11 protein-coding genes and 1 riboswitch are annotated in these 13,417 nt (G+C 53.2%); of the genes, 4 read left to right on the top strand and 7 right to left on the bottom strand.

Translation table 11 applies throughout. From position 1 onward, the window contains the following. Nucleotides 1-121: 121 nt before the first annotated feature. Both murI and btuB read right to left on the bottom strand, forming a co-directional pair. Nucleotides 122-985 carry a glutamate racemase gene (gene murI, locus SGBXF1_RS23175; protein WP_037426814.1) on the bottom strand — a complete coding sequence of 288 codons (864 nt, stop codon included), beginning with the start codon at nt 983-985 and terminating at the stop codon, nt 122-124. Beyond that, complete coding sequence (gene btuB / locus SGBXF1_RS23180) at nt 930-2,801, bottom strand: TonB-dependent vitamin B12 receptor BtuB (protein WP_186427607.1); 1,872 nt, start codon at nt 2,799-2,801, stop codon at nt 930-932. Before btuB ends, murI begins: the two co-directional genes overlap by 56 nt. 68 nt (nt 2,802-2,869) lie before the next feature. Then, a riboswitch (cobalamin riboswitch) is annotated at nt 2,870-3,078 on the bottom strand. A gap of 124 nt (nt 3,079-3,202) precedes the next feature. Between btuB and trmA the strand changes: the two genes are divergently transcribed. Next, nucleotides 3,203-4,306 (top strand): tRNA (uridine(54)-C5)-methyltransferase TrmA, encoded by a 1,104-nt coding sequence (gene trmA, locus SGBXF1_RS23185; protein ID WP_186427608.1) that lies wholly within the window; start codon nt 3,203-3,205, stop codon nt 4,304-4,306. A gap of 52 nt (nt 4,307-4,358) precedes the next feature. Here the strand turns inward: trmA and SGBXF1_RS23190 are convergent, their stop codons facing one another. Together SGBXF1_RS23190 and fabR are read right to left on the bottom strand one after the other, a co-directional pair. Beyond that, complete coding sequence (locus SGBXF1_RS23190) at nt 4,359-4,727, bottom strand: YijD family membrane protein (RefSeq protein ID WP_186427609.1); 369 nt, start codon at nt 4,725-4,727, stop codon at nt 4,359-4,361. 11 nt (nt 4,728-4,738) lie between these two features. After that, on the bottom strand, nt 4,739-5,371 hold the full coding sequence (gene fabR, locus SGBXF1_RS23195) for an HTH-type transcriptional repressor FabR (protein ID WP_037426805.1): 633 nt from the start codon (nt 5,369-5,371) through the stop codon (nt 4,739-4,741). Nucleotides 5,372-5,587: 216 nt separating this feature from the next. Here fabR and sthA point away from each other — a divergent pair, with 216 nt between their 5' ends. Then, on the top strand, nt 5,588-6,985 hold the full coding sequence (sthA, locus tag SGBXF1_RS23200; RefSeq protein ID WP_012147448.1) for a Si-specific NAD(P)(+) transhydrogenase: 1,398 nt from the start codon (nt 5,588-5,590) through the stop codon (nt 6,983-6,985). Here the strand turns inward: sthA and oxyR are convergent. After that, nucleotides 6,968-7,885, bottom strand: a complete 918-nt coding sequence (gene oxyR / locus SGBXF1_RS23205; RefSeq protein ID WP_012147449.1) for a DNA-binding transcriptional regulator OxyR — start codon at nt 7,883-7,885, stop codon at nt 6,968-6,970. The two genes, sthA and oxyR, sit on opposite strands and share 18 nt — an antisense overlap. 151 nt (nt 7,886-8,036) lie before the next feature. Here oxyR and SGBXF1_RS23210 point away from each other — a divergent pair, with 151 nt between their 5' ends. After that, nucleotides 8,037-8,768, top strand: a complete 732-nt coding sequence (locus tag SGBXF1_RS23210; protein ID WP_186427610.1) for a glutathione peroxidase — start codon at nt 8,037-8,039, stop codon at nt 8,766-8,768. Between the two features lie 77 nt (nt 8,769-8,845). Further along, a complete protein-coding gene (locus SGBXF1_RS23215) occupies nt 8,846-10,294 on the top strand; it encodes a dihydrolipoyl dehydrogenase (RefSeq protein ID WP_186427611.1) in 1,449 nt (482 codons plus the stop codon). A 448-nt stretch (nt 10,295-10,742) separates the two neighbouring features. Here the strand turns inward: SGBXF1_RS23215 and argH are convergent, their stop codons facing one another. Together argH and SGBXF1_RS23225 are read right to left on the bottom strand one after the other, a co-directional pair. Continuing rightward, nucleotides 10,743-12,116 (bottom strand): argininosuccinate lyase, encoded by a 1,374-nt coding sequence (gene argH / locus SGBXF1_RS23220; protein WP_186427612.1) that lies wholly within the window; start codon nt 12,114-12,116, stop codon nt 10,743-10,745. Between the two features lie 79 nt (nt 12,117-12,195). Beyond that, entirely contained in the window at nt 12,196-13,416 is a 1,221-nt protein-coding gene (locus tag SGBXF1_RS23225; RefSeq protein ID WP_174355369.1) for an argininosuccinate synthase, read from the bottom strand. Between the last annotated feature and the right edge of the window lies 1 nt (nt 13,417).

Genomic DNA, 13,417 nt, shown 5'->3' on the forward strand with positions numbered 1-13,417 from the left:
TTTCTCGTTAGAGGAGTCGTTGTTCCCGGTCAGTGGAGGCGCATTATAGGGAGTTCTCAGAACGCCGCAACCCCTAATTTCAATATTTTTTCCGACCGTTGAATGTTTAACCAAAACAGCCTTAAAGTGGCAGTTTTTTCAACGATTTAAAGCCATAACCCTGCAGAACGGGCAATAAAGCATCAGTGTCTTCATTTAACGCCATGCAATACGCCAGATTCTCTTCCTGCGTCGACACCAAATTTTCCTGCGTCGAAATCAGCCAAGCGGTACGACGGGCAATAGCCGCACCGGAATCAATCAGCCGCGTTCCTTCTGGTAGCACCTGCATTAACTCTTCTGCTAATAGAGGGAAGTGGGTGCAACCGAGCACGACAGTATCTGGTGGCTCACGCATGCTCAGCCATGGATGAAGAATCTTCTTCAACGTCGGCAGTGGTACAGCTTCGCCGTGCAGTTTGGCTTCCGCCAGCTCCACCAGCTCTGAAGACCCTAATAACTCTATCTTGCAATCAGTCGCGAAGCGGGCGATCAACTCATGGGTATACGTACGCTGTACGGTACCGCGGGTAGCCAACAAACCAACCACGCCATTGGCAGTTAAGCGAGCAGCGGGTTTGATGGCGGGCACAACGCCGACGACCGGGAAGGTAAAGCGCTCACGCAAGGCTGGCAAAGATACGGTACTGGCAGTGTTGCAAGCGATGATGACAATCGCCAGAGGATGTCGTTGCTGCACAGCGCTGACAATCTCCAGCACACGCTCAACAATAAACTCTTCGGATTTCTCGCCGTAGGGGAACGCCACATTATCGAAAGCGTATATATAGTGGAGGTCCGGCAACAGTTGCCGAACCTCTTGATACACCGATAACCCGCCGACACCGGAATCAAATACCAGCACCGTCGGACGGGCCTTTGCGGTGGTGTTAGAAGGTATAGCTTCCAGTGAGGTAGTATTCTCTTCCTGGAGTAGCGTAGCCATAAGCCGTCTCATAATCTTTATCAAACAGGTTGGCGATTCTACCACGAACTGTCAGATGAGATGTGACCGGATACGAAACTGCGAGATCCCACAGGCTAACACCGCCAAGTTTGACGTTTTGCTCTGGGTAGGTGCTGTAGTCTTTATCATAGCGCTCACCCAAGTATTGATAGGTGACCGCCCAGTCAAAATCATAAACCTGCCAATCCAACTCATACTTCACCTGTTGTTTGGCTCGACGCAGTAGCACTTCGTTGGTCTTGGCATTACGTGGATCAACATAGTCGTAGCCAATGCGATGGGTTAGCGGACCAGTATCAAACGAGGCTGTCGCTTCTATACCTTTAATCGTCGCCTTACCAATATTGTAATAAACGTAATTGGTTTCCCCAGTGGAATCGATCAGGTTATCAATATCGTTACGGTAACCCGACACACGCCAAGTCACAGGCCCAGTCAAACCTTCAAAACCACCTTCCCATTGCTTACTTTCTTCCGGCTTCAGATCGGTGTTATTTCCGAAGTTGCCATATAGCTGGCTCATATTAGGGGCTTTAAATGCCGTCCCATAGGAGGCAATAAAACGATACCCTTCGACAAACTCCCAGGCAGCACTGGTTTGCCAAGTGCCGTGCCAACCGAATTCAGAATGGTCGTCACCGCGTACCGCACCTTCCAACGTTACCGGACCAACCAGTTGCTGCGCGGTCAGATAGACGCCTGCGTCACGCTGGCTTTTTTCACCATTGACACTGGTGGAGTCCGGCTTGATTGCCTGATGTTGCCAGTCAATCCCTGAACTCACCGTCCCCTGGCCCAACTGCAAGGTATTCCCCCATTGCAGGTTGTACTGCTCCGAGTCCACCAGACTTGCCGAACTGTCATACATACCCAGACGAGGATCATAATCATAATCCTTACTGTGGCTGTAGCTGCCAATCAGTTGAGTCGCGTAGCTACCTTCCTTATAACGCAGACCCGTGTCCCAGGTCTGGCTGTACAGCTTACGAGTATCAATCAGTGGGCTGGTCGGCGAGGAATAATAACCATCATAAGCAGTGCGATTGTCATAACCATAGCCACGGACAAAACCACTGATAGCCTCATTAAACTGATGATCAATAGCACCGTACAGCGATTTACTCATGAAGCCGTCGCGATCTTGCTGACTCTGCATGCCCGTGCTGCCATAAGCCACCACATCATAGCCTTTGGTATAAGTGTAGTTGCCGGCAACCGTCGCAACCGTGCTATCCCCTAGCTGTTGCTGTGTTGATCCGTCATAGGTCTGATAGCCGTTTGAACCCACGCCAGCGGAAAGCGTGCTGCCGTTCTTTTCACGGGTGGTAATAATGTTGACCACGCCGCCAATCGCATCAGAACCATACACGGCCGAACGTGGGCCGCGGATATATTCGATTTTCTGCACCAGTGAGATCGGAATTTGGCTGAGATCGGAAGAACCGCTGATACCGGCTTGGTTAAGGCGAATACCGTCAATCAACACCAGCACATGGCTAGAGTTGGTGCCGCGGATAAACAGTGAACTTTTTTGCCCTAAACCACCATTCTGTCCGACATCCACACCCGGCAGGCGACGCATTACGTCAGTCAGGCTTTTTGCCTGCCAACGATCGATATCATCACGCGTTACGACGGAAGTGGGTGCTAATACCGAAGAAACCGGCTGCGGGAAACGGTTGGCGGAAACAACCAGATTTTCGCTGTTATTCGCTGTGGTGTTGTCTTGCGCCCAGCCAGAAAAAGCCGTGACGGAGGAAACCACCATCAGCAGCGTGTTTTTTGTAATTGTCATGAAAAAGCATCCAAACTTAATTGGCGGATGCCGCAGGATCATGGCCGATATTTCGCGACGACCACGGACATTGCGACGTAACACCGGCAGGTCTTCGGGCTTGGGAGTTGCAGGCTGTTGATAAGCAACCTACACCGGGCGATGACTTCCCATCCTGCAATGGACAGTGTCTGCGTAGAACGCTATCGCCGTGACTTCCCCATACCGCTGCGCGTCAGCTCCGGATTCACACCGGATTCCCTTTTCACTCGCTGCTTGAGGCCGGACGACAATGCTACGATCAATGTAAATAGATGTCTAGACTGCTATCAATGTTACAAATAATAAACACGACAAAACTGGACTTCACGGGCTGATTCCCTACAATCCCCGCTGATCAAATTTGCCTGACGAGAAGAAACATGACGCCCGAGAATTTGCCTATTGAACGTTACGATGACCAACTGGCGGAGAAAACTGCCCGGCTGAAGACGCTGATGTCACCGTTCACGGCACCCGAGCCGGAAGTGTTCCGCTCGCCAGTGAGCCACTACCGTATGCGCGCTGAATTCCGTATCTGGCATGATGAAGACGAGATGTATCACATCATGTTTGATCAGCAGACGAAGCAGCGTATCCGCGTTGATCAGTTCCCTGCTGCCAGCGAATTAATTAACCGTCTGATGACTGCGTTGATTGCCGCCATCAAACCGGAACCTATTCTGCGCCGCAAGCTGTTCCAGATTGACTACCTGTCGACGCGCAGCGGCAAAATCATCGCCTCATTACTGTATCATCGCAAGTTAGACGATGCATGGCAGCAGCAGGCAGAAAAGCTGCGTGACGATCTACGTGCACAAGGTTTTGATCTGCAGCTGATTGGCCGCGCGTCAAAAATGAAAATCATGCTGGATCAGGATTACGTAGACGAAGTGCTGCCGGTTGCCGGTCGCGACATGATTTACCGCCAGGTGGAAAACAGCTTCACCCAGCCGAATGCGGCTCTGAATATACAGATGCTGGAATGGGCGCTGGACGTAACCACCGGTTCTAAAGGGGACTTACTGGAACTGTACTGTGGGAACGGTAACTTCTCTTTGGCACTGGCACGCAACTTTGAGCGGGTACTGGCCACTGAAATCGCCAAACCTTCGGTCGCATCGGCACAGTACAACATTGTCGCCAATCATATCGATAACGTGCAGATTATCCGCATGGCCGCAGAAGACTTTACCCAAGCGATGAACGGGGTACGTGAGTTTACTCGGTTGAAAGGTATCGATCTGAGCAGCTATAACTGCGAAACCATTTTTGTCGATCCCCCACGCAGTGGGCTAGATGATGAAACGGTGAAAATGGTGCAGGCTTATCCGCGTATTTTGTATATCTCATGCAACCCGGAAACACTGTGTGCCAATCTGGAGACCTTGCAAGAAACCCATAAGGTCAGCCGCCTGGCGCTGTTCGATCAGTTCCCGTACACCCATCATATGGAATGCGGCGTCCTGTTGGAAAAACGCGTTTAATCTGACAGGGGCGCCGTTATTACCGCGCCCCTGCTTTCTTTCTGCCTATTACTTACGCAGGTGTGTTCTCATCCAGCACCTTACGCGCCTTCAGCTTAATACCAATCCAGAACACCAGCGCCACGGAAACAATTGCCGGCAGGAAGTTAGAACCAATCTGCGGGTATTCGGCACGGACGATCGCACTGTACAGCAAGACCCCCAACAGGAAAGTCGCTGCGACCAGCTTGGGCATGCCGTCTGGCATCGCACGATGCAGATAACGCTGATGCAGACAGTAAACCGCTAACACTAAAGCAATTATCGGGAAAATCGAAAACGGCACCACCGAACTGAACAGCGCGGCGAACGAACCGTTGATCGAAAGGCCGGCAATCAACGCCAGCAGTAAGGTGCCATTCTCACGGCCTGGTTTTTCCATCGCTTTCTACCTTATACGTGGGATACAGAAGACTTTTCTTGCTCACGGCGATACCAATAATAAGCACCTTTGGAAATCATCCGTAGTTGCAACACTAAACGCTCTTCAAGCCGACGACGTTGATCAATGTCGATATCCAGCGCTTCAGCACCGGCGCTAAATACGATGGTCACCATAGCTTCTGCCTGCGCTTCGGTAAAACTCCGCGGCATATGGTTTTCCAGCTCGAGGTAATCCGCCAGTTCGGCGATAAAATGTTGGATCTCACGCGCCACTGCCGCACGGAAAGCCGCCGATGTACCGGAGCGCTCACGCAGCAGCAAACGGAATGCGTTGGGGTTATTGCCGATAAACTCCATAAAGGTGGAGACAGAGGTGCGGATCACACTGCCACCTTTGGCAATACGCTGACGGGCCTGCCGCATTAGTTGACGCAGCATCAACCCGCTCTCATCAACCATGGTTAGTCCAAGCTCATCTACGTCACGAAAGTGGCGGTAAAATGATGTCGGTGCGATACCGGCTTCACGCGAGACTTCACGCAGGCTCAGGCTGGCAAAGCTGCGTTCGGCGCTTAGCTGGCTGAAGGCCGCCTCGATGAGGGAACGACGAGTCCGTTCTTTTTGTTGTGCTCTGACGCCCATATGCATATCCAGATAAGATCCATTTTCTCAGTCTAACGCCGTAGACTCGGCAATATAGCAAATTTTATTGCAACAGCATTTATACAAACGCGCCCTGTCACAGTTTCAGCCTGCACCATTTGTGCTTTGCCTCAAAAAGCCTAATGGTGATTGGGCACTCAGCGCTATGATGTTAAGATACCGTTGTAATTTTGTATAAGAACAGGTCTCTCCCCTATGCAACAGCACTATCAATTTGATGCCATCGTAATTGGCTCGGGCCCTGGTGGTGAAGGTGCCGCTATGGGGCTGGTGAAACAGGGCGCCCGCGTGGCCGTTATCGAACGGTACAATAACGTAGGCGGCGGATGTACTCATTGGGGTACTATCCCGTCCAAAGCTCTCCGCCACGCCGTTAGCCGCATTATCGAATTCAACCAGAACCCGCTTTACAACAATTCACGCACACTCAGCGCGACATTCCCTGATATTTTACGCCACGCAGATAACGTCATTAACCAGCAAACCCGGATGCGCCAAGGTTTCTATGAGCGTAACCAATGTAAGTTGTTTGCCGGCGATGCACGCTTTATCGACGCCAATACCGTCAGCGTTAGCTATATGGATGGCACCCAGGATACTATCCGTGCCGATCATATTGTCATCGCCTGCGGTTCACGTCCTTACAACCCGTCAAGCGTAGATTTCAATCATCCACGCATCTATAACAGCGACTCTATCCTCGAACTGAATCACGAACCGCGCCACGTCATCATTTATGGTGCCGGGGTGATCGGCTGCGAGTATGCGTCGATCTTCCGTGGTCTGAACGTGAAGGTTGATCTGATCAACACCCGCGATCGCCTGCTGGCGTTCCTCGATCAGGAAATGTCGGACTCACTGTCTTACCACTTCTGGAACAATGGCGTGGTGATCCGTCACAACGAAGAGTTCGAGAAGATCGAAGGCACCGACGACGGCGTGATTGTTCACCTGAAATCCGGCAAAAAAGTGAAAGCGGACTGCCTGCTGTACGCCAACGGCCGTACCGGTAACACAGACTCGCTGGGGCTGGAGAACGTCGGTCTGGAATCAGACAGCCGTGGCCTGCTGAAAGTGAACAGCATGTACCAGACTGCGCTGTCGCACATTTATGCCGTGGGTGACGTAATTGGTTATCCAAGCCTGGCATCTGCCGCTTACGATCAGGGCCGTATTGCCGCACAGGCGATTGCCTCCGGTGAAGCCAGCGGGCATCTGATTGAAGACATCCCAACCGGTATCTACACCATTCCGGAAATCAGCTCTGTTGGTAAAACCGAGCAGGAACTGACGGCGATGAAAGTGCCATATGAAGTGGGCCGCGCCCAGTTCAAGCACCTGGCGCGTGCGCAGATTGCCGGGATGAATGTCGGCAGTCTGAAGATCTTGTTCCATCGCGATACCTTGCAGATCCTCGGGATCCACTGCTTCGGTGAGCGTGCGGCAGAGATCATTCACATCGGTCAGGCGATCATGGAGCAGAAAGGTGAAGGCAATACTATCGAGTATTTCGTTAATACGACCTTCAACTATCCGACCATGGCCGAAGCCTACCGGGTGGCAGCGCTGAACGGCTTAAACCGCCTGTTTTAGCGTGGTACCCAGGTAATTTTGCATGTGCTCGCGGATCGCCTCGGCCAATTGCTCATAACGACTGCGCAATGGGGAGCCGGGGCGGTACACCAGCGCAATAGTGCGCTTGGGTTCAGGTTTATAACAGTCGAGATAGCACACACCGTCACGCTCACGCTGTGGCGGTACCGCCAATGAAGGCAGCAACGTAATACCACTGCCCGCCGCCACCATATTGCGCAGCGTTTCCAGGCTGGTCGCCCGGAAATGGGTATCCTCGTCGGCACCGGCCTGGAAGCAAAAGCCCATTGCCTGATCGCGCAAGCAGTGACCATCTTCCAGCATCAGCAGTTTTTCTCCTGCCAAATCCGGCATCGCCACGCGGTCGCGCTGCGACCATGGGTGATCGGAGTACACCGCCAGCTTCATTGGCTCATCAAACAACGGCACTTCGATAAAGGCTTCGGTTTCCTTCACCAACGCCAGGATCGCACAGTCCAGTTTGCCGCTGTCGAGTTGCGCCAGCAGCTGTTGGGTTTGCGCTTCATGCAGGTACATTTCCAGCTTCGGAAAGGTTTTGTGCAGCGTAGGGATGATCTGCGGCAGCAAATAAGGCCCGACGGTCGGGATCAGGCCGATATGCAGCGGCCCGGACATGGCTTCGCCCTGCTGGCTGGCCATCTCTTTCAGAACTTTGACTTCGCGCAGCACGGTACGCGCCTGCTCCACCAGCAACAGGCCCGCCTGGGTGAATAACACCTTGCGGCTGGTGCGTTCGAGCAGCATCACACCCAGTTCGTCTTCCAGCTTGCGGATCTGCCCACTCAGCGTGGGTTGGCTAACATGGCATGAATCGGCGGCACGGCGGAAATGCCGGTGCTCGGCCAAGGCGACCAGGTACTCTAAATCACGAATATTCATTGTTTCCCTCCAGACCACGATAGCTCATGGCGATAGATAAGATAGCAATGAGCGATTAGATCTATCAAGCCCTGACGTTAATAATGTGTCCCAACAAAGCGACATAACGCTGATAGCTAAAAATTATATTTCCTAATTAAGGAGTTAATTCATGTTTACCAGTCAAGAAGGCAAAAAAGTTCCTCAGGTTACCTTCCACACACGTCAGGGCGACCAATGGATTGATGTCACCACTGATGACCTGTTCAAAGATAAAACTGTCATCGTCTTTTCGCTGCCGGGTGCATTCACCCCAACCTGCTCTTCCAGCCACTTGCCGCGCTACAACGAGCTGTCCAGCGTATTCAAACAACACGGCGTTGACAGCATCCTGTGCGTCTCGGTAAACGACACCTTTGTGATGAATGCCTGGAAAGCCGACCAACATGCTGAAAACATCACCTTCGTGCCAGACGGCAATGGTGAGTTCACCAAAGGCATGAATATGCTGGTCGAGAAAGCCGATTTGGGCTTTGGTCCGCGCTCATGGCGTTACTCGATGCTGGTGCGTAACGGCGTAGTAGAGAAAATGTTTGTCGAGCCCAACAAGCCGGGCGACCCGTTTGAAGTGTCTGACGCCGACACCATGCTGAAATACCTGGCGCCAGAATTCAAAGTGCAGGAATCGGTTTCGCTGTTTACCAAGCCGGGCTGCCCGTTCTGTGCCAAAGCCAAACAAATGCTGCAGGAACGTGGCATTCAGTATGAAGAGATCGTACTGGGTCAGGACGCGACTACCGTCAGCCTGCGCGCCGTCAGCGGCCGTGCCACGGTACCGCAGGTATTCATCGGCGGCCGTCATATTGGCGGTAGCGATGACCTGGAAACCTTCCTGTCAGCCTGATTTATAAGTAATAACAAAGCCAACGTGAACTTTTGGCGGGCTCCGGCCCGCCCTTTTTTTAGCTTTCAGGAGCGGATATGAAACAGTTGAATGTTGACGTCGCCGTCATCGGCGGCGGCACCGCCGGTCTGGGCGCCTATCGCGCCGCCAAGCTTTCGACCCCCAGTGTAGTGATGATTGAGGGCGGGGCCTACGGCACCACCTGTGCACGCGTTGGCTGCATGCCATCCAAATTGCTGATTGCTGCCGCTGAGGCAGTGCATCAAATCGAACGTGCGCCGGGCTTTGGCGTCTATCCCGCTGGCAAAACGACCATTAATGGCCGTGAAGTGATGGACCGCGTCAAACGCGAACGTGACCGCTTCGTCGGCTTTGTACTGGAAGGCGTCGACGAAATCCCGGCGGCCGACAAAATTAGCGGTTACGCCCGTTTTATAGACGACAACACCCTGCAAGTGGATGAACATACGCGCATCGTAGCTCAGCGCATTGTTATCGCCACCGGTTCCCGCCCAAGCTGGCCCGCCCCCTGGAATGCACTGGGTGACCGACTGATCGTCAATGACGACGTCTTCAACTGGGATGATTTACCGCAGTCTGTGGCGGTGTTCGGGCCAGGAGTGATTGGCCTGGAACTGGGCCAGGCGCTGCATCGTCTTGGGGTTGAGACCAAAGTGTTTGGCGTTGGCGGTGCCGTCGGCCCATTGACTGACAGCGCGGTACGCAACTATGCCGCTAAAACCCTGGGCGAAGAGTTCTATCTTGATGCCGATGTGAAAGTGGAAATGATGCAACGCGAAGGCGATAAAGTGTTTATCCGCTATCAGGACTTACACGGCAAGGCGCAGGAGATCATGGTGGATTACGTACTGGCCGCCACCGGTCGCCGACCGAACGTCGATAATCTGGGCCTGGAAAACACCAGCTTGGTACTCGATACCCGGGGAGTGCCACAGGCCGACCGTCTGACGATGCAAACCAACGTGCCGCACATCTTTATCGCGGGTGACGCCAGCAACCAACTACCGCTATTGCACGAAGCCAGCGATCAGGCACGCATTGCCGGGAGCAATGCCGGCAGCTTCCCGGAAGTCTGCCCGGGCCTGCGACGCAGCGCGATCTCGGTAGTATTCTCCGATCCACAGATTGCGATGGTTGGCTCCACTTTCCGTGAACTGAGCGAGAAATTCAGCGCCTGTGGCTGTTTTGAAATCGGTGAAGTGTCGTTCGAAAATCAGGGACGCTCACGCGTGATGCTACGTAACAAAGGCATCCTGCACGTCTACGGCGAACAGGGCACCGGGCGTTTCCTCGGTGCAGAGATGATGGGCCCGGAGGTTGAACATATCGCCCATCTGCTGGCCTGGGCGCATCAGCAGAAAATGACCATCAATCAGATGCTGGACATGCCGTTTTACCATCCGGTGATCGAAGAAGGCCTGCGCACCGCACTGCGAGATCTGCAGGCCAAACTTAAACTGGGCGAGGCCGAGGCCGAACGCTGCCAGCGCTGCCCAGGCGAATAATCCTTCAATAAACAAAGGGCGCAGTTCATATGCAGAACTGCGCCCTTTATACATGTCAGAATCAAACGGACTCAGCGTTTAACTCTTTCCATCCATCACCTTCACTATCATTCGCCTTTAATTCCTGCAAAGTAACACGGAGGAAGTATCGACGAGGATTCCCGCACATACAGCAACTGCAATCAGGTGCTGTAGTAACTAACTTACCTGCTCTACGGGCAATTCCCTGCGCCGTGGATAACTCCGGATAAATTATTCCGCCGTAGTAATCTTTTCGATTACTTTTTAGACGATAATAGTGATGACGACGTAATCCACGCTTTCTGTTTTTGTACATTGATTTCTCCATATCCGGCAGAGGCTTTGTTTGCCTCTGCCTTACGTATGTAGAAATCCGTAAAAACAGGCACTAACTGTAAATAATCCATAAACATCCCTGTTACTTGAGTTAAGCCAAACGTTGTTTCGCTGCGGCGATCGCACTGGCGACCTGCTGAGGAGAAACACCGCCTTTGGCTGAACGCTTATCCAAACAAGACTGCAGTGCCAGAATCGGATAGACGTCATCACCAATCACTGCGCTGAACTTCTGCAAATCAGTCAACGGTAGGGCTTCCAGCGCCTTACCCTGACGAATAGCTTCCACTACTGCCTCGCCGACGATATGGTGCGCCTCACGGAACGGTACGCCCTTCGCTACCAGGTAGTCCGCCAGTTCAGTTGAGTTGGCGTAGCCCTGCTCCGCTGCTTCTTTACAACGCGGGCGTTTCACCTGGATGCCATCCAGCACCAACGCAGCCATCTGCAGACAGTCCATCCAGGTATCAAGCGCGTCGAACAGACCTTCTTTGTCTTCCTGCATGTCTTTGTTGTATGCCAACGGCAGGCCTTTCAACGTCATCATCATGCCGGTCAATGCACCCTGTACTCGGCCACATTTGCCACGGATCAGTTCCAGCGCATCCGGGTTTTTCTTTTGCGGCATCAGCGAGGAGCCAGAAGTCACACGGTCAGACAGATCGACAAATGCGGCTTCGCCACTGTTGAAGAAAATCAGGTCTTCGGCAAAGCGCGACAGGTGCACCATGCTGATAGAAGCATTGGATAGCAGCTCCAGCACGTGATCGCGGTCGGAAACGCTGTCCAGGCTATTACGGGTGGCCGAAGCAAAACCCAGCCAACCGGCCAGTTGTTCACGGTCGATCGGATAGGCGGTACCGGCCAGCGCACCGCTGCCCAACGGGCTGACGTCCAGACGCTTCAATGTGTCCTGCAGGCGACTTTCATCACGCGCCAGCATTTCCACATAGGCTAAACACCAGTGGGCGAAGGTCACCGGCTGCGCGCGCTGCAGGTGGGTATAGCCCGGCATAACAGCGTCTTGATTGGCTTCAGCAGTTTCCACCAGCGCCTGTTGCAGTTGCACGATGGCCTGATGCAACTCGCCAATCTGCTGTTTACACCACAATTTCAAATCGGTCGCGACCTGATCGTTACGGCTACGGCCGGTGTGCAATTTTTTGCCCAGATCGCCGACTTTGTCGATCAGCTTCTGCTCGACCCAGCTATGAATATCTTCTGCATCGCTGCTGACAATTGCCTGCGGATCGGCCTGCACTTCTGCCAACAACCCATTCAATGCCTGCTCAAGTTGCTGCTGCTCGGTTGCCGTCAACACGTTGACAGTGACCAGTGCTTTCGACCAAGCCACTGAGCCAACAATGTCCTGTTCCGCCAGGCGATAATCGAAACGCAGAGAATCGTTTAATTGTTTGAACCGCTGATCTGCCGCCTGACTGAACCGTCCGCCCCAAAGTGCCATACCTTTACTCCCGAATTTTATGCGAATAAGGGCGCAGCATGCTGCGCCCTTAACAAGTCACGCCGAATAATCAATAAAGTTACTTGTTCTTTTTCTCGTTCAACGCACGAATACGTGAAGAGAGTGAGAACAGACGGATAAAGCCGCCCGCGTGGCTGTGATCGTAAACTTCGTCTTCACCGAAGGTGGCAAACTCTTCAGAATACAGGCTGTTAGCAGATTTCTTCTGAATTGCCGTCACCTGGCCTTTGTACAGCTGCAGCACGACTTCGCCGTTAACCTCTTCGGCCAGCGCCTCAGCAGAAGCCTGCAGTGAACGACGCAGTGGAGCAAACCAACGCCCATCGTAAACCACGTAAGACATTTCCAGGCCCAGTTGCTCACGCCATTTGAAGCTATCGCGATCCAGAACCAGTTGCTCAACGCCACGCAGTGCCGCCACCATAATGGTGCCGCCCGGGGTTTCGTAGCAGCCACGGGATTTGATACCCACCAGACGGTTTTCCACGATATCGATACGACCCACGCCATGTTTGGCACCCAGCACGTTCAGGGTTTCCAGACATTTGTACGGGCTCAGCGCTTTACCGTTAACCGCCACTACACAGCCTTTCTCTACGGTGATGGTCACTTGCTCAGGCTGATCCGGTGCTTCCTGCGGGTCTACCGTCCAGACCCAGCAGTCTTTGTTCGGTGCGTTCCATGGGCTTTCCAGCACGCCACCTTCGGTAGAGATGTGCCAGGCATTCTCGTCACGGCTATAGATTTTTTCCAACGACGCAGTGGTCGGGATATTACGTTCTTTCAGGTAGTCCAACAGCGCTTCACGGGAACGCAGGTTCCACTCACGCCAAGGGGCAACCACTTTCAGGTGTGGCGCCAGCGCAGTGTAGGTAGTTTCGAAACGTACCTGGTCGTTACCCTTGCCGGTTGCGCCGTGGCACAACGCGTCTGCACCGACTTTCAGCGCCAGTTCAACCTGTGCTTTAGCGATAATCGGGCGCGCCATGGAGGTGCCCAGCAGATAGCTGCCTTCATACAGGGCGCCGGTCTGCAGTACCGGGTAAACGTAGTCACGGATGAATTCTTCACGCAGATCAACCACGTGGCACTCAGAGGCACCGGATTGCAGGGCTTTTTGCTCCACACCTTCCAGATCGCCGCGCTCCTGGCCGATATCTGCCACGAAGGCTACCACTTCACAGCCGCCGTAGTTCTCTTTCAGCCAGGGAATGATGGCCGAAGTATCCAGACCGCCAGAGTACGCCAGAACGATTTTTTTGATGCCTTGGTTTTGCATG

It is taken from the genome of Serratia grimesii (assembly GCF_900186025.1).
In the GTDB taxonomy this organism is placed as follows: Bacteria; Pseudomonadota; Gammaproteobacteria; order Enterobacterales; family Enterobacteriaceae; genus Serratia; species Serratia grimesii.